General features: G+C 55.5%; 22 protein-coding genes. 10 read left to right on the top strand and 12 right to left on the bottom strand.

Annotated features, from left to right (window positions below):
* Positions 1–49: 49 nt before the first annotated feature.
* Positions 50–904, bottom strand: a complete 855-nt coding sequence (locus ACFQ14_RS11810; RefSeq protein ID WP_377212933.1) for a glycosyltransferase family 2 protein — start codon at positions 902–904, stop codon at positions 50–52.
* Between the two features lie 68 nt (positions 905–972).
* Between ACFQ14_RS11810 and ACFQ14_RS11805 the strand changes: the two genes are divergently transcribed.
* On the top strand, positions 973–2,130 hold the full coding sequence (locus tag ACFQ14_RS11805) for a glycosyltransferase (RefSeq protein WP_377212932.1): 1,158 nt from the start codon (positions 973–975) through the stop codon (positions 2,128–2,130).
* Complete coding sequence (locus ACFQ14_RS11800; protein WP_377212931.1) at positions 2,120–3,397, top strand: O-antigen ligase family protein; 1,278 nt, start codon at positions 2,120–2,122, stop codon at positions 3,395–3,397. The genes ACFQ14_RS11805 and ACFQ14_RS11800 overlap by 11 nt, the downstream gene beginning before the upstream one ends.
* Here ACFQ14_RS11800 and ACFQ14_RS11795 read toward each other — a convergent pair.
* From ACFQ14_RS11795 to def, 9 genes are all read right to left on the bottom strand, one after another.
* Positions 3,383–4,501, bottom strand: a complete 1,119-nt coding sequence (locus tag ACFQ14_RS11795; protein WP_377212930.1) for a sugar transferase — start codon at positions 4,499–4,501, stop codon at positions 3,383–3,385. The two genes, ACFQ14_RS11800 and ACFQ14_RS11795, sit on opposite strands and share 15 nt — an antisense overlap.
* A 131-nt stretch (positions 4,502–4,632) precedes the next feature.
* Positions 4,633–5,307 carry a TIGR02281 family clan AA aspartic protease gene (locus ACFQ14_RS11790; protein WP_377212929.1) on the bottom strand — a complete coding sequence of 225 codons (675 nt, stop codon included), beginning with the start codon at positions 5,305–5,307 and terminating at the stop codon, positions 4,633–4,635.
* A gap of 116 nt (positions 5,308–5,423) precedes the next feature.
* The gene (locus tag ACFQ14_RS11785; protein ID WP_377212928.1) at positions 5,424–6,188 is read right to left on the bottom strand and encodes an SDR family NAD(P)-dependent oxidoreductase; all 765 of its coding nucleotides are present in this window, start codon (positions 6,186–6,188) and stop codon (positions 5,424–5,426) included.
* Positions 6,189–6,198: 10 nt separating this feature from the next.
* Positions 6,199–6,828: a uracil phosphoribosyltransferase gene (upp, locus tag ACFQ14_RS11780; RefSeq protein WP_377212927.1), complete on the bottom strand. Its 630-nt coding sequence runs from the start codon at positions 6,826–6,828 to the stop codon at positions 6,199–6,201.
* A gap of 48 nt (positions 6,829–6,876) precedes the next feature.
* Positions 6,877–7,857: an adenosine deaminase gene (locus tag ACFQ14_RS11775; protein ID WP_377212926.1), complete on the bottom strand. Its 981-nt coding sequence runs from the start codon at positions 7,855–7,857 to the stop codon at positions 6,877–6,879.
* Positions 7,854–9,074 carry a phosphopentomutase gene (locus ACFQ14_RS11770; protein ID WP_377212925.1) on the bottom strand — a complete coding sequence of 407 codons (1,221 nt, stop codon included), beginning with the start codon at positions 9,072–9,074 and terminating at the stop codon, positions 7,854–7,856. The genes ACFQ14_RS11775 and ACFQ14_RS11770 overlap by 4 nt, the downstream gene beginning before the upstream one ends.
* Positions 9,075–9,137: 63 nt before the next feature.
* Complete coding sequence (gene truA / locus ACFQ14_RS11765; RefSeq protein WP_377212924.1) at positions 9,138–9,893, bottom strand: tRNA pseudouridine(38-40) synthase TruA; 756 nt, start codon at positions 9,891–9,893, stop codon at positions 9,138–9,140.
* Positions 9,893–10,789 carry a methionyl-tRNA formyltransferase gene (fmt, locus tag ACFQ14_RS11760; protein WP_377212923.1) on the bottom strand — a complete coding sequence of 299 codons (897 nt, stop codon included), beginning with the start codon at positions 10,787–10,789 and terminating at the stop codon, positions 9,893–9,895. Before fmt ends, truA begins: the two co-directional genes overlap by 1 nt.
* 9 nt (positions 10,790–10,798) lie before the next feature.
* Positions 10,799–11,356 (bottom strand): peptide deformylase, encoded by a 558-nt coding sequence (gene def, locus ACFQ14_RS11755; RefSeq protein ID WP_377212960.1) that lies wholly within the window; start codon positions 11,354–11,356, stop codon positions 10,799–10,801.
* Positions 11,357–11,466: 110 nt separating this feature from the next.
* Here def and ACFQ14_RS11750 point away from each other — a divergent pair, with 110 nt between their 5' ends.
* The 4 genes from ACFQ14_RS11750 to ACFQ14_RS11735 are packed head-to-tail and all read left to right on the top strand — an operon-like array spanning position 11,467 to position 14,684.
* Positions 11,467–12,684, top strand: coding sequence for a DNA recombination protein RmuC (locus ACFQ14_RS11750; protein WP_377212922.1), 1,218 nt, complete (start codon positions 11,467–11,469; stop codon positions 12,682–12,684).
* A 35-nt stretch (positions 12,685–12,719) separates the two neighbouring features.
* Positions 12,720–13,157, top strand: coding sequence for a CAP domain-containing protein (locus tag ACFQ14_RS11745; RefSeq protein WP_377212921.1), 438 nt, complete (start codon positions 12,720–12,722; stop codon positions 13,155–13,157).
* Positions 13,158–13,161: 4 nt separating this feature from the next.
* Positions 13,162–13,827, top strand: a complete 666-nt coding sequence (locus ACFQ14_RS11740) for a glutathione S-transferase (RefSeq protein ID WP_377212920.1) — start codon at positions 13,162–13,164, stop codon at positions 13,825–13,827.
* A 14-nt stretch (positions 13,828–13,841) separates the two neighbouring features.
* Positions 13,842–14,684, top strand: a complete 843-nt coding sequence (locus ACFQ14_RS11735; protein ID WP_377212919.1) for an NAD(P)H-hydrate dehydratase — start codon at positions 13,842–13,844, stop codon at positions 14,682–14,684.
* A 61-nt stretch (positions 14,685–14,745) separates the two neighbouring features.
* Here the strand turns inward: ACFQ14_RS11735 and ACFQ14_RS11730 are convergent, their stop codons facing one another.
* On the bottom strand, positions 14,746–15,741 hold the full coding sequence (locus ACFQ14_RS11730) for a BMP family lipoprotein (RefSeq protein ID WP_377212918.1): 996 nt from the start codon (positions 15,739–15,741) through the stop codon (positions 14,746–14,748).
* A 241-nt stretch (positions 15,742–15,982) separates the two neighbouring features.
* Here ACFQ14_RS11730 and glk point away from each other — a divergent pair, with 241 nt between their 5' ends.
* The 4 genes from glk to ACFQ14_RS11710 all read left to right on the top strand — a co-directional run bounded on the left by glk (position 15,983) and on the right by ACFQ14_RS11710 (position 20,432).
* The gene (gene glk, locus ACFQ14_RS11725; protein WP_377212917.1) at positions 15,983–16,990 is read left to right on the top strand and encodes a glucokinase; all 1,008 of its coding nucleotides are present in this window, start codon (positions 15,983–15,985) and stop codon (positions 16,988–16,990) included.
* A gap of 123 nt (positions 16,991–17,113) precedes the next feature.
* A complete protein-coding gene (locus ACFQ14_RS11720) occupies positions 17,114–18,943 on the top strand; it encodes an ABC transporter ATP-binding protein (RefSeq protein WP_377212916.1) in 1,830 nt (609 codons plus the stop codon).
* Between the two features lie 21 nt (positions 18,944–18,964).
* Positions 18,965–19,780, top strand: a complete 816-nt coding sequence (gene dapB / locus ACFQ14_RS11715; protein WP_377212915.1) for a 4-hydroxy-tetrahydrodipicolinate reductase — start codon at positions 18,965–18,967, stop codon at positions 19,778–19,780.
* Between the two features lie 10 nt (positions 19,781–19,790).
* Positions 19,791–20,432, top strand: a complete 642-nt coding sequence (locus tag ACFQ14_RS11710) for a 2,3-bisphosphoglycerate-dependent phosphoglycerate mutase (RefSeq protein WP_377212914.1) — start codon at positions 19,791–19,793, stop codon at positions 20,430–20,432.
* Between the two features lie 10 nt (positions 20,433–20,442).
* On the opposite strand, the gene ACFQ14_RS11705 is transcribed toward ACFQ14_RS11710, so the two are convergent.
* Positions 20,443–21,690 carry a serine hydrolase domain-containing protein gene (locus ACFQ14_RS11705; RefSeq protein ID WP_377212913.1) on the bottom strand — a complete coding sequence of 416 codons (1,248 nt, stop codon included), beginning with the start codon at positions 21,688–21,690 and terminating at the stop codon, positions 20,443–20,445.
* Between the last annotated feature and the right edge of the window lie 73 nt (positions 21,691–21,763).

The raw sequence follows: 21,763 nt of genomic DNA, 5'->3' as shown, positions 1-21,763 counted from the left end.
GCTTTTTGGCCAAGAAGGGGGGGAATTGCAAGCGGGGCGGTCTGGTTCTCTAGGACTGCGAGAACGTCCAGCCCGGGCTGAAGTGCCGTGTGATGCGCGGCTTATAGGCAAAAGAGCGCAAATGATGGCCCAAGGCCTTCACCCAACGGCTTTCCCGCGCACTCGCTGTTCCAAGTTCCAACTCGAGATAAGCGTTCATTGCACTGAAAGCATCAGGGTCACTTTCTGCCAAAGCAGTGTGCTTGGTCCGCAAATGTTTTGCAGCGCGGGCCACCTGATCGGTATCTGTCCGGTTTGCGGGTCGGATTGCAGCACCCGCAATTGGTTGAACCAGAAGCTGCCCACCGCTTTTCCCAAAACGGATACCAAAATCAAAGTCTTCCAAGCGGCTCAAACTCTCATCGAAGGGCAAATCCACAAAGACTTGTCGCCGCGCGATGATGCATGAGCCGGGGCAATACCAGCAGCCAGATGCGAAATGGCGGGCGGTGTCTGCACCTAAGGGAATGCGTGTTTGCTGGCCGATCTTTCGTGTTGCTTCCAACCAACCGCAGCCAAACAGGGCTAGCGGAGCATCGGCCTCCATTGCCTTTGCAAATTCGAAACGCTGATGGAGTGTGTCGGGTATGAGTGTGTCATCCGCGTCGAGAAAAGCCAGCCAATCGGTTTTGACCCTTGTGACGCCTGCGTTACGGGCCGCCGCCGCACCACCATTTGAAGGAAGTGTCAAAAGGGTCACCAGCGGATGCGCTGCCACGTCCTCAGGCAACGTGATCGGAGGCAAAGAGCCGTCATCAATGACGATGATTTGGGCCTCAATTTTCTGGATCAACACGCTTTCAACCGCATTAGACACAGTGTCATGCATATTGTAAGCGGGAATGATGATGGTGAGGTCTGGCATGGAAGAAAGGATGTCCGTGGCGTTTCGAAGCAAGGACCATCCACTTTTCAAAAGCCACGATGGTTAAAATGCAAATCCTTTTTGTGGTCAATGATCTTGGTTATTTCCGCGCTCACCGCCAAATGCTCGCAGAACACTTTGCTTCCAAGGGACACGATGTTGTTGTGGCGAGTGGCGCATGCACCGAAGAAGCAAAGCGTGCTTGGCCCGATAATATTGCACTTGTTGAACTGCCAATCGACAAACACCGTCTGAACCTTCTCGCAGACCTTCAGCTTTTGTGGGCTCTGCTGCGGATTATTGGAACCCGAAAACCTCATATCGTCCATGCAATCACGATCAAGCCAATTCTGTTTTCCGGGCTTGCGGTGTCATTGCGACGTCTGTTCGGGGGCGCGGAAAAACTTGTTTGGACCTTCCCAGGCCTCGGCAAAGTTTTCGAACCATGCGATAGAGCCATGGCCACGGTGCGAAAGGTGATCGTCACGATGGCCCTGCGTCTCAGCGCCAAGGTAAGCGGGGCACACGCGACCTTTGAAAATGCCTGTGATCGGAAAATTCTTATAGATTACGGCATAGTTCCTGCCACTCGAGCCACCGTTGTTGAGGGCACGGGGTTGGATACAGACGTGTTCAAACCTGAAGCTAAGACGTCGATCAACGGCCTGACCTTCCTGATGGCAACCAGACTCATCGAAAAAAAGGGGGTCGATGTGTTTCTGGAAACCGCACGCGACGCAAAGAGCAAGGGGCTGGACGCTAAATTCGTTCTTGCCGGACTGTTTGAAGAGACCGATCCCGGATCAATGGACCCCTCAACAATCCAGAAAGCCCATGAAGATGGCGCGATCACATTTTTGGGGGCGGTAGATCAGAGCGAGATGCCACGGATAATCAATTCAGCGGACGTGGTTTGCCTGCCAACGCGTTTGCAGGAAGGTTTTCCCCGCGCTTTGCTGGAAGCGGCAGCCTGTGGCGTGGCAATGATTGCCAGTCGGCAAAGTGCAATCGAGAAAGTTGTTGTCGATGGCGAGACAGGTTGGCTACTCGACCCACCAGATAGCAGCGCGCTCATAGCTGCCGTCGGTGAAGCTCTGAACAATCCGGACCTTGTCTCAGAATACGGACGCGCCGCACGCGCGCTCATTGAAGCACTGCCTGTCAGCAATGCAGAAGTGGCAGACGCATTTGCCGAAGTTTACGGGCTGCGCGACGATGGCCATTGAACCCGAAACAACTCTATCCGATGGTTTCGACTATTGGATTTTGCGGATCTGCCGCGATAGCGCTGCTGTCGTGCTTTTTATCATCGGCCCCATTTTGCAGGTTGCTGTAACACGATGGATGCCGGCAGCAATTTTGTTGGCGCTGGTGTTTCTTTTGGTGGGCCACGCCATCACTGGGTTCCGCCATCTTAACTTTCGCCAATCGGTCAGAAGCTTTCGGACAGACCCGGTGCGCCTTTTGGTATTGTCCTTTGCCGCGTTTGTGGTGTGGTATGCTATTGGAATTTTCCGCAGCCCAATTCCGCTTGAAGCTCTATTCGACGTTGCAGCTTTGCTTGCACTTATTCCAATCGCCCTCATTCTTGCGCGTGAGTGCTCCAGAACGATTATCGCACCTATGTCGATCATGGTTATGAGCGGCTCGTTAATCGGCGCTACGCTCGTTTTGCTGGACCTGCTTGGATTGACGTCGCTCTACGCTCTTAGGGACACAAATTCTGAACTATATGATCTTAACCGCAACACAATCGGGTTGGTTTTTCTTGCCATTCCGATTGCAGTTTTTTCAAAGCCGACTGCGCTTCACAAAATTTTGGCCTTCGGCTTTTTGATCGTTCTTGCCGCCGTTTTATGGGCCACACAAAGCCAGACAGCGCAATTGGCTGCTGTATTCGCCGGAGCCGTTTGGGGTATTTTGACGGTGGCGCCTCGGCTTCGAACCTGGCTGATCGCCAGCGCCGCCGCATTTACTTTAGTCTTTCCGTTGCTTTTGCCGCTGGTTGGGGCGGCGGTGACCAACTCCTCTTCAAGTTTCCTCAAAGACGGCCATGCTCTTCATCGCGCCGCAATCTGGCAAGGCTATGCCGACGAAATTGCAGACAGCCCCATATTTGGCACGGGCGCGAAAGCCGATCGACACTTGGCCATGAAAGGGGCGCTGGCGGAAACACTCAGTGATGCAGGCTTTGATACGCGCACCACCCATCCTCATAATTTCGTGCTGGAAATCTGGGTCAACTTTGGTCTGATTGGCGCAATACTCTTTGCTGCCGTTCTGCTATCCCTTGCGAAAACCGTCGCCGGACTTGGGCAGCAAGAGGGCATGGCAGCAACTTGCCTGCTGGTCGCAGCTTATGTCTCGGCGCTCGTCGGCGCGTCTTGGCTGCAAGGCTGGTATCTTGCCGCGTTGGTCATTGCTATCGTCGCCTTTTTGGGTTGGCCGAGGCGTGAAGACAAAGACTTATCGACAGATTCAAATGACTTTTGAGCGCGACTTGCGATCAAGCAACGCTACGAGAAAGAACCCAAACTTTTGGAATGTCCGCAACCAAACGAGGGCATCAAGAAATATGCCGCGGTTGTTGATATAGAAAATATCATAGCCGAGCTTTCTGTTTCTCGTATGCAGCGTCCTTGAAGGTTTGTAACTCACTTGTGCCCATCCGGTTATGCCCGGTCTTATGGCCGTACGCATCCAATAGCCTTTGGGCGCTTTCTGGTCTGTTGCCAGTGACAACCATTCTGGCCTTGGGCCAACAAGCGCCATATCGCCTTTCAGCACATTCCACAATTGGGGCAGTTCGTCGAAGTGAGACACGCGCAGAATGGTTCCAATTTTGCGCCCAATCGGTGTTTCATCATCACCGTTTTTGAGGCTTCTAAATTTTGCGATTTCAAAGTGGCGTCCACCTTTGCCGACGCGGGTTTGCCAGAATATCACCGGACCGCCGTCCTGAAGGTAGATTGCGAGAGAAATGATGGCGAACAGGGGCAAAAACACGATCAGCAATACCAGCGACAGCGTTCGATCAAATGCGTTCTTCAACGTGTCGAACACAACCCGCTCGCGCAGCGCAATGCGGTGAGATTTGCGCATGTAATTCACGTAGCCATATTCCTGCTTCAGGAAGTCGTTGATGTCGAGCAGCTCTACATCCAACAGCGCAGCTTTTTGAAAGATGTCCTTTAGGTATTCCTCTTCCGCATCGTCAGTAGGCAGAAATTTCTCGTCGAGTATCAGTTTGTCGATCTTATCTAGGTCATCTGCGGAACGCACCAAACGTCCCCGTCTGCGATTCATCAGAACGCAACGTAGGTATCCCTTTTTTCCCAAAACGCCGTATTTCGTCGCGCGTTTGGTGAAGAGCACAACAATGAACCATGCCAAAAGCGAAGGGACGATCGCGTAAGTTTCATCAAAATCGAAAAAGTATGCTGAAAAGGAAAGCGGCGACATAAACAGGACGTAGAGGAGGAAAGACTCATATCGTCCGATCGTTGGTTGATGGCGAAATTCGTAAGCTACGAATACCCCGAGCGACAGACTCAAGATCACCATCAAAATGGGTGACACTGTAAGGGTAGTGAACACGACGCTGCTTACTGTCCAAAAAGTGGAGCTTCACGTTTACGCTAACTTACGGAAGGTAGCTAAACAACGGCGCGGCCTCTGGCATGTGCGAACATGATTAAATCAAGGACTTAGGCGGTCCAATGCCGTGCTTATTGGGTCATTTTCAATTGACCGTTTTCCACCGTGTATTTGCTCAAGCGCTTCAAAAATGCCGCGCCCAAAAGTGTGCTTCCCAAGGCTTTATCCGACAGGACCGCGGCCGGTACATCAGAGACAACAATGCCACCGATGCGGATTTCTCGAATTTGGGCAGAAGCGAAAAGTGTCTTCCCGTTGGCCGTTGTGGCTTCGTGTTTGAAGTCTTCTTGCGTGACGTTGATGCCCAAGCGGCGCGCGGTGGTGAGATTGATGGCTACCGAGGTCGCACCTGTATCCACCAGCACGGGCACTCGCCTGCCGTTCATTCTGGCATTTAATTTGAATTGACCAACTGCATCTGCTTCCACGGTAACCGACCGCCCGCCTTTAGAGCGCTTGAATGAACCGGATTTCGAGCTTGAGGCTTTGCGGGTTGAGCGGCAATTAGCGGGCCCAAGATCCCCGTTAGGGTCACAGCCTTTGGTCAGCCGTCGGGGTGCCTTGCGCACTTGCGGCTCGGGCTTGGAAAACATGCGTTTGGGCGCATTGGGGTCGTCAGCCGCCCGCGTGATGTTGGCAGGTTCAGACTTGGCGCTCTTCTCGCTTACTCCGAATATCGATGGAGCAGCGAGTGCCAACACGACAAGGCCCGCGCCGCCAACCAAAAGATTGTGATGAAAGTCCACGAGTAGCTCTCCTGCCTCGACGCTGCAATCATGCCAAAAGCAGGTAAAGGAGGGTTAAAGTCTCGGTGAAACTGGGTTTCCGGTTAAGACGCGGTTAAGACGCGGTTAACAAGCAGCTACACCCAACCACCGTCTACGATGTAGCTTTGGTTGGTGCAGGCGCCAGCCTCGTCGGACGCGAAGAACAGAACCGTACGGGCGATGTCCGCCGGCTCCAGTCTGCGCTTCAAGCACTGACGCTGCATCAACTCTTTTTCCGCTTCATCGGTGAGCCAAAGATCGATCTGTCGCTGGGTCATAATCCAGCCCGGGGCGATGGAATTGACGCGGATATTGTGCTCACCCAAATCGCGGGCAAGCGACCGTGTGAGACCTAGAACAGCCGACTTCGCAGCCGTGTAGCATGCCATGCCACCCTGTCCGATCATCCAGGAAGTTGACCCCATATTGATGATCGAACCGTTGCCGAGCTTCTTCATATCGTCGGCCACAGCTTGAGCTGCAAAGAACTGGTGCTTGATGTTCACACCGATCCGTTCGTCCCAATATTCCGGAGTCACATCTTCAAATTTGTGGCGCTGGTCGTGGGCGGCGTTGTTCACCAACACACCAACGGGCCCGAGTTCGTCGGACAGTTCGCGAACCGTGGCCTGTAGCTTTGACGTGTCGGTAATATCGCAATGGCGATAGGCGACTTTTGCTCCCTCGCCGCGCAAGGTATCAACCAAGGCATTTGAAGGCTCGTCAGCGATGTCCACAAAGCCGACCTTTGAACCCTGGGCGGCGAAGTGTTCAACAATTGAAGCGCCAATGCCGGAGCCGCCGCCGGTAACGATGACTGTTTTATCTTTCAAGCTTGGATAGATCGCGCCGTACTGCATCGCCCTGCTCCTACTTGGTTCCATACATGCGGTCACCCGCGTCACCGAGGCCGGGTACGATGTAGCCCTGTTCGTTCAATCGTTCATCAATTGCTGCTGTGAAAATCGGGACGTCAGGGTGTTGTTCCTGAAACGCTGCAATGCCCTCCGGCGCTGCGAGCAAGCATAGAAAGCGAATATCTTTGGCGCCGCTTTGCTTGAGTTTATCAATTGCTGCCGTAGCGGAATTAGCAGTCGCCAACATGGGGTCAACCGCAATTACCAAACGATCCGACATGTCTTCCGGCGCTTTGTAATAATACTCAATCGCCTCCAGCGTGTCGTGATCGCGGTACAAGCCAACATGCGCCACGCGAGCGGACGGCACGAGGTCCAACATGCCCTCTAGCAAGCCGTTACCAGCGCGCAGAATGGAGGCAAAGACAAGTTTTTTGCCTTTCAGCGTCGGCGCATCCATTTCCTGCATCGGCGTCTCAATACGCTTTGTGGTGAGTTCCAAATTACGAGTGACTTCATAGCAAAGCAGCAGCGATATCTCGCGCAGCAAGGTGCGAAAGCCGCGGGTGGAGGTGTCCTTGTCGCGCATGATCGACAATTTGTGCTGAACGAGAGGATGATCGACGACCGTGACGTGTGACATTGAGTAGGCTTTCTGAAAGTCGTTTGAGGTAAAATGCGCAACCACCAGTTAAGCCGTATCGGCAAGCTGCTTCAACAGGCGCGAGCGGGTCTTTTCATCGACAAATGCTGCATCAAGTGCGGTGCGTGTGCAGGCGATTAAATCATGGTCGTGGAGGCCGAAATGCTTTTGGGCTATTTCGTATTCGCGCGCCAGTGATGTGTAGAAATACGGTGGGTCGTCTGAATTGAGGGTGCAGGCAATACCGGCATCGAGAAATTCGGCAAGCGGATGACTGTCGAAGCCGGGGTATATGTTCAGCGCCACATTCGATCCGGCACAAACCTCGAGCACGATGCCCTCCTCACGCAAACGTTCCAACAAAAGCGGATCTTCAACTGAGCGCACGCCATGACCGATTCGGGTGGCGCCCAAAATGTCGATAACGTCCCGCACGCTTTGCGGTCCACGCAGTTCACCTGCGTGGGCGGTGAGGCCCATGCCAGCGTCTGAGGCGATTGCGAACGCGTTGGCAAAGTCTGCAACCTCAAACGCTCTTTCATCGCCAGCCATGCCGAAGCCAGTGACTAGTGGATGCGGGTTGGCAGCCAATTGCTCGGCAACCTGCTCCGCAGATTCCGGCCCAAGATGGCGCACGCACGTGACCAAGATGCGCCCTTCGATGCCGTGATCGGCCTTTGCATCTTCGATTCCGTCTGCAATCGCACCGATCAATTCGGTGTAGGAAATTCCCATCAAGCCCGCATGATCGGGCGACGCGAAAACCTCGCCGTAGATCGCATTCTGATCAGCCAGACGTGAGTAATAATCATATGCCAGCAACCGGTAGTCTTCCGGTTCACGGAATACGCCTGATGCTTGATCGTAACAATTCAGGAACGATGTAAAGTCTGACCAGACATAACGGCCATCTTTGATGATGCCGCTCATATCCAGACTGTATTTCCGTGCCAGGCGCAGCACGAGCTCAGGCTCCGCCGCGCCTTCAATGTGGCAGTGGAGTTCCGCTTTTGGAATATGCGCAGTCACAGCAGGCTCTTGCCATGCGGGCCGGGTTCAATGCCCAGATGAACCGCCAGCGTTGCGCCAATGTCGGCAAATGTGTGTGCGGCGGGGAGAGGGCCGGTGTGGGTGCCGGCACCGAGCATAATGATAGGAACCTGCTCTCGCGTATGATCTGTGCCGTGCCATGTGGGGTCATTGCCGTGATCGGCAGTCAGTATCAATAAGTCTTCCCCGCGCATGGCCTCGATGATTTCCGGCAGTCGACGGTCGAAATGTTCGAGACAGGCAGCATAGCCGGGCACGTCGCGGCGGTGGCCGTACAACTGGTCGAAGTCAACAAAGTTGACGAAGACGAAGTCGTCGTGCGCCGCATCCTTCATCGCTTGAAGGGTGGCGTCGAACATGGCGTCGTTGCCGTTGGCCTTTCGCACATCCGTTACGCCACGATGGGCGAAAATATCCGCGATCTTGCCAACCGCAAAAACACTCCGGTCATCGTCCTCAACCCGATCGAGCAAGGTGGTTTCGGGCGGTGGCACAGAATAGTCGCGCCTATTGCCCGTGCGCTCAAACGTGTCTGACGTTTTGCCAAGGAAGGGGCGTGCGACAACGCGCTGGATGTCGAGCGGATCAACCAGTTTTCGCGTGATGGCACACAGCCGATAGAGATTTTCCAGCCCAAAGAATTCTTCGTGCGCGGCGATCTGGATCACGGAATCTGCTGATGTGTAAGCGATAGGTTTGCCAGATTGGATATGTTCTGCGCCAAACTCTTCGATAATTTCAGTGCCCGAAGCGTGCTTGTTGCCCAGCAGACCGGGAAGCTCAGCCTGCGCAATCATCGCGTCGGTGAGGTCTTTGGGAAAAGCGGGAACTGTTTCAGGGAAATGCCCCCATTGGCGGGTAACGGGACAGCCCACCATTTCCCAATGGCCCGACGGGGTGTCTTTGCCGCTGGAAACTTCCGCTGCGCACCCGTAGGCGGCTTTGAACGGACCATCGCTGTCGAAACCCTCTAATCCTTCACCAGTCGCCATCTTGGCAGCGGCGGAAAGACCGAGTGCCTCCAAATTGGGCAAGTTCAAGGGGCCGCTTCGCAAACCCTCCTGATCACCGCCACCACGGGCGCAAGCAGCGGCTATATGGCCGAGCGTATTGGCACCAACATCGCCAAACGCTTCTGCGTCCGGCGCGCCACCTATGCCGACTGAATCGAGAACAATGAGAATGGCTCGTGCCATGAAAAGCTCCTGCGGCTGAATATGGAACGTAGTGTGGCGCAGGGCGAGGCGCGCTTCAACATATCAATAGCTTACTGCCACAAGATACAGTCCGTGCGGGGGCGCGACTGGTGCGCAGGCTTGGCGGTCCCGCGCTTCCAGCGCCACACGCATGTCTTTCGCCGTCCAGCGCCCTTCGCCTGCCAGCTTCAACGCGCCAGCAAACGAACGCACCTGCGAATGGAGGTATGATCTTGCAGTGGTCGAAATTTCAATCACATCAACGCCATGGAGATGGCGCTTTGAGACTCGAAGCGTGTCTAGGGTTTTGACCGGAGACTTGGCTTGGCATTCTGTAGAGCGAAATGTTGTGAAATCATGTTCGCCAATGAGCACCTGCGCGGCCTCATTCATGGCGTCTATATCAAGTGGAACTTTCACGTTCCATGCCAAGCCGCGCTCCACGGTAAGCGGTGCACGGCGCGATATGATGCGGAAAATATAGTGGCGCTGGATAGCACTGAAGCGGGCATGGAATTCGTCATCGACAATTTCGGCGTCAAGAATAGCCACCGTTTCACCGCTCTGGCGCAGATGGGCGTTTACGGCCTCAGTTAGACGAAAACCCGTCCATTTCTGTTGCAGGTCAACATGGGCAATCTGGCCCAGCGCGTGAACGCCAGCATCAGTGCGGCCAGAACCTTGGACGATGCTTCCCGGCTCACCGATATTTTCCAACGCCTGCTCAATGGCTGCTTGCACGCTGAGAACATCGTCCTGCCGCTGCCAGCCGCGGTAAGGGCTCCCATCATATTCTACGGTCAGCCGATAGCGGGGCATTAGGCGAGACCGTCAAACGTGTTGCCACGCAGGAATTCATCGGCATTCATCGGCTTGGAACCGGCCTTTTGCAAGCGGGTGAGGATCACGTCTTTGTTGGCGCAGGCGATCTGAACGCCCTCGCCCGACAACGCTGCGCGGAGGACCTTCACGCGGGTTGATTTGCCGGAGAGCCGCATTTCCGTCCAAGCGCCGGGGAACGGTGACAAGCCCATAATGTGGCGCTGCACTTGCTCGGCGGTTTGAGTGAAATCGATGCGGGTTTCTTCCTTGGAAATCTTGGAAGCATAAGTGACGCCCTCCTCCGATTGCGGCGTCAGCGTTAGCACTCCATCTTCCAGCGCGGCCATCGCCTCAACCATTAGCGCAGCACCCTCTTGCGATAGCGTATCGTGCAGATCGCCAGCGGTCATTTCTGGCGTGATCGGAACTTTGCGCGTCATCGCTACAGGCCCGGTGTCCAAGCCGGCTTCCATCTGCATCACCATCATTCCTGTTTCGCTATCGCCTGCCATGATCGCACGTTGGATGGGCGCAGCGCCGCGCCAACGGGGCAAAAGCGACGCGTGCCCGTTGAAACAGCCATGTCGCGGCGCGTCGAGGACGGCTTGCGGCAGCAAAAGCCCATAAGCGACGACAACCGCAACGTCAGCCTTATGGGTAGCAAACTCGGTCTGCTCGTCCGAACCTTTCAAAGATTTTGGCGTGAAAACCGCAATGCCTAATTCTTCCCCCGCTTTATGAATCGGCGAGGGCGTCAGTTCTAACCCGCGCCTGCCCGCCGGTCGCGGAGGCTGCGTATAGCAGGCAACAATCTCGTGGCCCGCATTGTGCAGCGAGCGCAGCGTTGGCACGGAGAACTCAGGCGTGCCCATAAAGATGATGCGGAGCGCCATAAGCGGGGCTTATCCTATGAAGGGCTTGCCGGATTGTTTGGCAATCTTTGTGAATTTGCGCACCACCATGTCGCGCTTCAACTTCGATAGATAGTCGATGAACAAAACACCATTGAGATGGTCGACCTCGTGCTGAATGCACGTTGCCATGATGCCATCGGCTTCCAAGGTTTGCTCTTTGCCATCCCGATCGAGAAACTTCACCGTACACTCGGCTGGCCGTTCAACCTCTGCATAATAGTCGGGGATCGACAGGCAGCCTTCCTCGTAAACATTTGGCGCATCCGATGTGGCGACAATTTCCGGATTTATCAGAAAGATCGGTTCACGCTTAGGGTCCGGATCTTCCTCACCACGCTCATTCACTTCACGCTCGGCGCAGTCAATCGTAACAACGCGGATCGGTTCACCCACCTGCACGGCGGCAAGCCCAATGCCCGGCGCGTCGTACATCGTCTCCAGCATGGAATCGAGGAACTTCTGGAGGTCACCATCAAAGCGCTCTATCGGCTTGGACGGAGCGCGCAAAATGGGGTCGGGAATATGAACGAGCGGTAGAATGGCCATGGCGGTGAAATAGTGCTTCGCCCTTCGCTGGTCAACGATGCGAGGGCGCTGAACCAACGCAAAAAATGTTCTTGTTTCATTCTATCCCCCGAATCGGCTAGTTTCCCGCGATGAACGCTTTCGATTTTTCCCGCGATTTCCTGACCATCGGCACAACAGTGCTGTCGTTTGGCGATTTTCTCATCATTGCGCTCGGCTTATGTCTTTTGCTGGCGCTGTTTTTCCTGTTTTCGATTTGGCGCAGCGCGAGAATGCGGGCGCTTGAGGCGCAGTATCTTCGCCAGCAAGACGAATTGCGCGCGCAGGAGGCAGAGGCGCGCATGGCCCAGCTCGTTGCCACGCAGAGCGAGCTGACGGGGCGTTTGGCCTCGATGCAAGACAGCGTAACCGTTCAGCAATCGGCGTTCTCCAAGCAACTTGATGAGCGGTTGGCGAACGTAACCGGACGGGTGTCACAATCGCTGGCGGATACGCAGAAAAACACGATGGAAAATCTTGCTAAACTGCAGGAGCGGCTGGCTGTGATCGACACCGCGCAAAACAACATCCAATCGCTGGCGCAAGACGTTGTGGGGCTGCAATCAATCCTGCAAAACAAACAGACCCGCGGGGCGTTTGGTCAAAGCCGGATGGAGGCCATCGTGCAAGATGGTCTGCCGATGGGCTCGTTTGAGTTTCAACCGACACTATCAAATGGAAAGCGGCCCGACTGTACTATTTTAATGCCCAATGACGGACCTGTTCTGGTGGTGGATGCGAAGTTTCCCTTGGAAGCGTGGTCGCGCCTGCAAGAGGCCCAGAATGCCGATGAACGAAAGATTGCAGGAGCGGACTTCAAACGGGATTTGGAAGTTCACGTGAAGGATATAGCCGAGAAATATTTTGTGCCGGGCGAAACGCAGGACACGGCTTTTCTCTTCGTGCCATCGGAATCGATCTTTGCGGAAATCCATGAGCATTTTGAAGGCGTGGTTCAAAAAGCACATAAATCGCGCATCGTTATCGTCTCCCCTTCGCTGTTGCTGCTGTCTGTGCAGGTGATCCAATCGGTTTTGAAAGACGCACGGATGCGTGAGCAGGCGCATCTTATTCAAGGCGAGGTGATGAAGTTCATGACCGACCTCAGCCGCCTTGACGATCGCATCCGCAAGCTGAAAAGCCATCACGACCTGGCGGCCAAAGATATTGATCAGATTTTAACGTCTACCGACAAGCTTACGCGTCATGGCGCAAAGATCGAAAGCTTGGAGTTCGGCGCGCCGGAGGAAACCAAGCCGGTAGAAAAGGGCAAGCCTTTCCTGCGCGCGATAGAGAGTGGCGAACAGTGAGAACAGTTTTAGCAACAGCGCTTTTGGGGCTAACGATGGCTGGATGCACCAGCACTTCAGTGCTGGAAAGCGGGCTGAATGTATCTGGCAACACCAAAAGCCAGTATTCGTCGGTCAACGATGTGCGGCGCAAATTTGGTCTGTCGGTCTTGCAGCGCGACCCTGTGCTGGAGCGCATGGCCAAAGAGCAGTCGCGGCTGATGGCAAAGCATCTCAAAATGACGCACAACACCGAGCGTGGCCAGCGCTTCGCACAGCGCTTGAAACGCGCGGGATACAACAGGCTGGCGGCCGAAAATCTGGCCGAGGGGTATAAAAGCCGTGGCGAGACGATGGACGCTTGGGTGCGCTCGAAACCGCATCGACGCAACATGCTGAACCCGCGCATGAAGCGCTATGGGCTGGGCGTTGTGGAGACAGACCACCCGACACGGGGCAAACGCAAATACTGGACACTGGTTCTGGGCGGCTAGGCTTGTGAGCGATTTGCCTATTTTCTATTCGTTCCGCCGTTGCCCCTACGCCATGCGGGCGCGGCTGGCACTTTTGGCGAGCGAGATCTCAGTTGAGCTGCGCGAAATCAAACTAAAGGAAAAGCCGGAGGCTTTTCTTGCAGTGTCGAAAAGCGCGACGGTTCCTTGTCTTGTTCTCCCCGATGGCTCGGCGCTGGATGAAAGCTATGACATCATGGTTTGGGCGTTAAAGCAGAACGATCCGTTCGATTGGCTGCCGATGGATGGTGCAGAAGGCGACGCAACAGATGCTTTGGTTGAACAGGCGGATGGACCGTTCAAAACCAATCTGGATGGCTACAAATATGCGCAGCTTGACGCTGACAAACTGCCGGTCGCAGACGGCTTGGCACATCGTTCTTATGGGCTGGAATTTCTCGTCAAACTGGATGCTCAACTGGCGGCCTCCGCCGGCTTAGTTGCTGATCGGCTAACGCTGGCGGACGTGGCTATAGCGCCGTTCGTGCGGCAGTTTGCGAATGTGAACCGCGAATGGTTCGATACTCAACCGCTGCCCCATCTGCACGATTGGCTTGCCGCGTTCCTGAGTTCTGATCTGTTCGCAGCGACAATGTTTAAGTTTGACGTTTGGCAACCAGGAGAGGCAGGAATTGTCTATCCACCACGATGAGTGGATCGTCCGATATGGCAGCTATCAACTCACCTTCTTTATGGTGGAAAGCCTTTCCCAAACCGTCCGATGATGGCCACAAATATGATCGAGGCCACGCTTTGGTTTTGTCCGGCGGTGCAGCACAAACGGGCGGTGCTCGGCTGGCCGCGCAAGCGGCGCTGAGGGTTGGCGCGGGTTTGGTGACGGTTATGTCGCCTCCATCTGCTGTCATTGTAAACGCATCCCATCTAACTGCCGTTATGTTGCGGGCCGTCGCAGATGCCGATGAGTTGGCGGCTGTTATGGACGATCAACGCATCACCTGTGCAATCGCTGGCCCCGCACTGGGGTTCAGCAAAACGGCACGAGCCAAAGTGGACGCGCTGCTGCGCTGTCGTCAAAAGCTCGTGCTCGACGCGGACGCACTGACCATGCACGCAGAAGCTTCTGACGCGTTTTTCTCTAAATTAGGATCTCACGGACTGGCTGTGCTGACGCCGCATGAGGGCGAGTTCAAGCGACTGTTTCCCGATTTGGACGGTCCGCGAGAAGCAAGAGCCGCACATGCTGCAAAACGCAGTGGCGCGGTTGTGACTTTGAAAGGCGCCGAAACGATTGTCGCCTCTCCCAAAGGCTCGATAGTGCGCAACGAGCACGCGACGCCTTGGTTGGCGACAGCAGGCAGCGGAGATGTTTTGGCGGGCGTGATTGGTGGATTGATGGCGCAAGGGATGGAACCGTTCGACGCAGCCTGCGCCGGAGTGTGGTTGCACGGGGATGCTGGGAGACGATGTGGACCGGCACTCATTTCAGAAGATCTGGACGCTGGATTGCGGCGCAGTCTTGCGGCTTTGTTCGAGACCCCACCCACCTGAACGACAAAGCCGCCCCGGTTTCCCGAGGCGGCTTCATCATTTCAGCGATTGCTATTCGTTCTTATTGAACGGGGCAGGCGCTGTCGTCCATGTAGTTGTGGACTTTCACTTCGCCGGACGTGATCGCCATTTCAGCTTTTTTCACAGCGGCCATCATGTCGTCGTTGACGAGCTTGGCGTTGTTGTCGTCCATCGCATAGCCAACACCGCCGGCTTTGAGATCAAGAACATTGAAGCCCGTGGTCCAATTATCGTTCTTCACATCCATAAAGGCGTTGTAGACAGCGTTGTCGACGCGCTTGAGCATGGAAGTGAGAACAGAACCGGGGTGCATGCCGTTTTGGTTGCTGTCCACACCGATGCCGAGTTTGCCTGCGTCTGCTGCAGCCTGAAGCACGCCGATGCCGGTGCCGCCTGCTGCGTGATAGACAACGTCAGCGCCACGGTCGAACTGGGATTTCGCAAGCTCGCCGCCTTTAACCGGGTCATTCCAAGCAGCGCCTGTTGTGCCGGTCATGTTCTGGAAGACTTCAGCTTCAGGGTTCACCGATTTGACGCCTTGCACGTAGCCGCAGGCGAATTTGCGGATCAGCGGGATGTCCATGCCGCCGATGAAACCGACTTTACCCGTCTTGGAGGCTTTCGCTGCCATCACGCCGACAAGGTATGAACCTTCGTGCTCGGTGAAAAGGATGGAGCGCACGTTTGGCTGTTCGACGACCATGTCGACGATGGCGAATTTCGTATCGGGAAATTCTTTTGCGACTTTTTCCAGAGCAGCGGCTTGCGAAAAGCCGATAGCGACGATTGGGTTGTGGCCATCACGAGCGAAGCGGCGCATGGCTTGTTCGCGCTGGGCGTCGTTCTGGATTTCGAAGTCCTTGTATTCCATGCCCGTTTCACTCTTGAAACGCTCGGCACCGGTAAAGGCTGCTTCGTTGAACGACTTGTCGTTCTTGCCACCAAGGTCGTAAACGACGGCGGGCTTGAGATCGGCGGCGATGGCGCTGACCGTCATCGAGACGGCGGCGGCAAGGCCCAGGATAAATTTCTTCATGAGGGGTGTCCTTCCCTTGGAACTGCACACTTGTTAGGCATCCGCGTATGACGTTGTTTCAGTGTCGTTTTCACGGATTACACGCCCCCCTATCCATTGACGCCGGATATGGCGACATAATGGAACGGGATCGTGGAAACAGATTTGCACGATTGCCGGGACAATGCATTCACTTTATTGCCCTGATTCACAGGCTGGGACCGGCTGAGAAATCCACGCAAACCGCAGGTTTTACGCATCAATGAGCGCTTTTACCTTCCCCGTTCTTTTGGCTGATATCGGGGGCACGAATGCACGGTTTCAGGTGTTGGAAGCTGCTGACAGCACCGCCATCACATTCAAAACGGTAAAAACTGCCGATTTTTCAACCATTGAGGACGCTTTGCGGGCTGTTGTGCTTGACCAAGGGTACCAACCCAAAACCGCACTGATCGCTGCTGCAGGGCCAATAAAAGTGGATGGGCTAGACCTTACCAATTGCCATTGGCGTATCAAAGCTAACGCATTTGTGAACAATCTGAAACTCGACCACCTGATATTGTTTAATGATTTTGACGCTCAGGCACTCGCGCTGCCGTTTTTGACCAAAGACGATGTATCATCGCTCGGCGGCGTGGGCCTTGGCGAAACCAAGCGTACGATGGGTGTTGTCGGCGCGGGAACCGGTCTTGGCGTCGGCACACTGGCGCGTGCGGCCGGCAAATGGGTGCCTGTCGGCGGTGAAGGCGGCCATGTGGATTTGGGACCGCGCACCGAACGCGAAAGCACGATCTGGCCCCATCTGGAAAGGATCGGCGGACGCATTTCGGCAGAACAGGTTTTATGCGGCGATGGATTGGTCAATCTCTATCGCGCAGTTTGCGGTGCGGACAGAGTGGAGCCTAGCCTTCAAACGGCATCGGATATCTCAACAGCAGCTATGGAAGGGCGCGACGATCAGGCTTACGAGGCACTCTCGATCTTTTGCGCTTGTTTCGGTCGTGTGGCCGGCGATCTAGCCTTGACCGTCATGGCAAAGGGAGGGGTTTTTGTGGCTGGCGGCATAGCGGGGCATATTCTGTCGTTTCTTCAGCAGAGTGGAATGCGGCGTTCCTTTGACGACAAAGAGCCCCATAGCGAGCTGATGGAAGCGATCGGATTGCATGTGGTCACTCACAAGCTGCCCGCTCTGTTGGGATTGGCGAGCTATGCATGCCAACCCGACGCGTTTGCTATCGATCTGGAACACCGTTCTTGGAAATCTGCCTGACACATTTGCGCAACAGTGCTTCCTGTTGCACGGTTTGAAACCAGATAGGATGGTGCGGTTGCCTTGCCTGCCTGCTAGAGCGGGGTTGAACCGCAGACGTCGAAACGACTTGAGAGCGATCCTTTGAGCCGACTAGCCGCATTTTTGTTCCGAACGCCCGGCGAAGCAGGTGTCTTCCGCCGCATGGCGAACGAGAACTTTCGACGCTATCGCAGCCAATACGCCATCGCCATTGTCTGCCTGCTGTTTTCAGCCGGAGCCACCGCCTACAGCGCGTGGTTGATGGGGCCAATCGTCAAGGACGTGTTCTACGGCAACGATATGAACCGTGCGCTGGTGCTAGCGGCCACGGTGGCGGGCATCTTTCTGGTCAAGGGCATCGTCACCTATTTCCAAAGCGTGATTTTGAGCAAGATCGGCAACTCGCTGGTCGCAAATTATCAACGCCGCTTGTTTGACCACATGCTGCGGCTCGGTGTGGATTTTTTCTCACGTCAGCACTCCGTTGACCTCATCAGTCGTCTGAACCAGAACGTCATCGCTGTTCGTGACCTGCTGAACACGGTCGTGCTGGGCTTCGTGCGTGATCTGGTGACACTGCTCGGCTTGATCTTCGTGATGTTCTATCGCGATCCATATATGTCTCTTGCGGTCTTCGTCATCGGCCCCATAGCGCTCATCGCAATTGCCGGCTACGCGCGTCGGGTGAAGCGCATTGCGCGGGAAGAGGTGAAGATTACAGCGCAAGTAGCCACCTCTATGCAGGAAGCCGCTCACGGGATCGAAGTGGTCAAGGCCATGACGATGGAAGATCAGATGCGCGCGAAACTGAACATGCTGACAGTGGAGGCGGAGAAGCGCTCCAATCAGATTGCGCGGATCACTGCCCGTTCCAGCCCGTTGATGGAAACGCTGGCTGGTTTTGCAGTGGCTGGTGTAATTGCCTATGGCGGCTACCGCGTTATCAATCACGGCTACGCGCCCAGCGATTTAACGTCTTTCATGACCGCGCTGTTGCTCGCCTACGAGCCCGCAAAACGTCTTGCACGGATGCGGGTTTCGCTGGAACGCTCGCTCGTGAATGCAAGGATGATCTACGAAGTCCTCGATACGCCGATCCGGCAGGCCGACAAGGGAGATGCCAAGCCGCTGGATTTGAAGGCCGGCACGATCCTCTTCGATAAAGTCAGCTTCCACTATGAGACCAACGCGCAAAATGAAGCCCAATCGGTTTTGACTAACCTCTCGTTTGAAGCCCTGGCCGGTCAAACCACCGCGCTTGTGGGGCCATCAGGCGGCGGTAAATCCACCATCATCGCGCTGCTACAACGATTCTATGACCCGGCCTCGGGCACGATTACCATCGACGGCCAAGACCTAACCGGCCTTCAAGTGGCCAGCGTTCGCAGCGCCATTGCTTATGTATCCCAGCAACCAATCTTGTTTCAGGGCACCGTAATAGAAAACCTGCGCTATGCGCGTCCTGAAGCCACTGACGCGGAAATAGAAGAAGCCTGCCGGGCGGCTCAGGCGCACGACTTCATCATGCAATTGGCGGAGGGTTATGACACGCTGCTGGGCGAAAACGGCGCTAACCTCTCCGGCGGCCAGCGACAACGCCTTTCAATCGCACGCGCCATCGTGCGCAATGCGCCCATTCTGCTGTTGGACGAAGCGACGTCTGCGTTGGACAACGAATCCGAGGCTCAGGTCCAACAGGCGCTCGATACCTTGATGCAGGGGCGCACATCAATCGTGGTTGCTCACCGGCTTTCCACAATTGAGAAGGCCGACCGTATTGTCGTCATCGACAAAGGCCGTGCAGTCGATGCAGGCACGCATGACGAATTGATGAAAGCAGGCGGCATTTATGCACGGCTGCAAAGCGTTGCGGGCGGCAAGGGCTTGCCCGGACCGTCGAAGCGGCGCAAAAGAACTGCCAAAGCCGGATAAAAGTTCAAAAGGCCATTGCAGATGTCGGATGTGAAACTTGTTGTGGTTGGCGCTGCTGGCCGGATGGGTCAGTCGCTTATCCGCGCCATTTCGGAAGTCGATGGCGCGGCTCTGAGCGCCGCCGTGGAACGTCCCGGTTCGCAACATCTGGGTGAAGATAGCGGCGTGGTTGCTGGTCTTGCAGCCAACGGTATCGCAATCACCGATGATCCCCTGCCCGCTTTTGCAGCCGCTGATGGCGTTTTGGATTTTACCATGCCTGCCGCCAGCGTTGAATTTGCTGCCTTGGCCGCGCAAGCTCGTATTGTTCATGTGATCGGCACAACGGGTTGCAGCGAAGACGACGAGGCGAAGTTTGATGCTGCAGGACGGCACGCGCGGATTATCAAGAGCGGGAACTATTCGCTCGGCGTGAATTTGCTGGCCGTGTTGGTGAAACAAGCTGCACAGGCTTTGGCCGCGTCGGATTACGATATCGAAGTGCTGGAAATGCACCACAGGCACAAGGTCGACGCGCCTTCCGGCACGGCGCTTCTGCTCGGTGAAGCGGCAGCTGAGGGTCGTGGAATCAAACTGGGTGAAAAGAGCGTCATGGTGCGCGAAGGGCAGACGGGCGCGCGCGAAGACGGCACAATCGGGTTTGCAACCCTGCGCGGTGGTTCCGTGGTTGGTGAACATTCGGTTCTGCTGGCGGGTGAAGGCGAGACCATCACGCTTTCTCACTCGGCGCTAGACCGCCAGGTTTTCTCACGCGGCGCGGTGAAGGCCGCCCTGTGGGGCCATTCTCAAAAACCAGGACGCTACGATATGATCGACGTTCTTGGTCTTTCAAACTAAGAGGTATTTCATGTCTGGCACTCTGGTTCTCGTCCGCCACGGGCAAAGCGAATGGAACAAGCTCAACCTGTTTACCGGTTGGAAAGATCCTGACTTGACCGAACAGGGCGTAGCAGAAGCCATTGAAGCGGGACGCATTCTGGGCGAGCGCGGCATGAAGTTTGATATCGCCTTCACCAGCGAACTGACCCGCGCTCAAAAGACCTGCCAGCATATTCTCGATGGCGTTGGCCAGAGCGATTTGAAGACGATCCGGAATGAGGCAATCAACGAGCGCAATTACGGCGATCTGGCCGGATTGAACAAAGACGATGCCCGCGCAAAATGGGGCGAAGAGCAGGTGCATATCTGGCGACGTTCCTACGACACACCGCCCCCCGGCGAGGACGGCGAAAGCCTGCGCGACACGGGGGCGCGTGTTTGGCCATATTACCTCACCGATATTCTGCCCCACGTCCTGCGAGGCAACACGGTTCTGGTTGCCGCCCATGGAAATTCTCTGCGGGCGCTGGTGATGGTGCTTGATGGTTTGGGCAAAGACGAAGTGACGTCGCTCAACTTAGGAACCGGTATTCCTATGATCTACGAACTGAAAGCGGACTCGACCGTGGCCAGCAAAGAAGTGCTGGGCGATATGTCCGGTGCACACTGACAACCGCGGGCTAAGCGTAGTTTCCATCTCCGACCACAGCCGCGTTCACAAGCGCCCTCAATTGGGGACGGCTGGGCCACGCGCTTGAGGGGATAAGCTGGGTGAAGAAGATGGTGGTGATATCTTGAACAGGGTCGTTCCACCAACCGGTGCTGGCCAGCCCTCCCCAGCCATAATCGCCCATACTGCCGGGCACTTTCACTTGAGCCGGGTCAATCACCACTGACCAACCAAGGCCAAAGCCTGTGCCGTCCATCGGCATTTCAGCGAAGCTGGTTGGGCCCATTGATGCTATATCGCCCTTGAGGTGGTTTTGGCGCATGAAGTCTAACGTGCGGGGCGATAGGAAACGAACCCCGTCACGTTCGCCACCTCGACGCACCATGTCTGCAAATTTAAGATAGTCGTCCAGCGTGGAAACCAACCCACCCCCGCCAGAAAAGGCAGTGACCGTGCCGCGCTTGTAACGCGTGGTCTGCGGCGCATCGCTTAACGCCATCAGTGTGCTTTTGTCCTCCGAGCAGGTGTAGCAGGCGGCAAATCGGTCAAGCTTGTCTTCCGGCACATCAAAGGCGGTATCGACCATGCCTAGCGGCTCGATGATGTGGTTGTGAAGGAATTGATCCAGCGGCTCACCGGAGGCAACCTCAATGATGCGCCCCAACAGGTCGATGGCAATTGAGTATTCCCACTTGCTTCCCGGCTGAAAGGCCAGCGGCAGTTCTGCAACGCGTTTGGCAGCGGTCTCCAGTGTAAGACCAGGTTCGACGGGGCCGGTGCCGAAATGAATTTGGTTTTCAAGATAAGCTTCGCCCATCAAGCCTTCGTTGAACGAGTAGGAAAAACCTGCCGTGTGAACCAGCAATTGATGGACGGTCGGTGTTGGTGCCGGTTCGCTCTGACTAAGGTTTTGCGCGCCGGGCAGCAATGCGCGACATTTGGCGAATTCGGGAATGAATTCTGAAATCGGTGTGTTGAGCGTAAACAGGCCACGCTCAACCAACATCATGATCGCGACCGATGTGAGCGGTTTGGTCATCGAATAAATGCGAGCAATAGTATCTTGCTCAAAGGGCTTGCCCGCCTCGATGTCGCGTTGGCCGACTTGAGAGCGAAAGGCGACATTGCCACCCCGTGCGATCAAAACCGATGCACCGGGATAGCGGCCATCATCGACGTAGGATTGCATCCAATCGGTAATCCGCTCCAGACGGTCCGGCGCGAAGCCGAGCCTTGTCTGCAAACCTGCTGTTGTCATGGAATGTTCCCTGCCCTGATCTTAGTTGCGCAGTGTCGTGCGAAGCGTGGCAGGTGGCAAGTGAGTGAGGGCT

The organism is Pseudahrensia aquimaris, assembly GCF_042676045.1.
Classification (GTDB): Bacteria; Pseudomonadota; Alphaproteobacteria; order Rhizobiales; family Rhizobiaceae; genus Pseudahrensia; species Pseudahrensia aquimaris.
The sequence above is the reverse complement of the archived record's forward strand: the minus strand, read 5'-3'. Positions and strand labels throughout refer to the sequence as shown.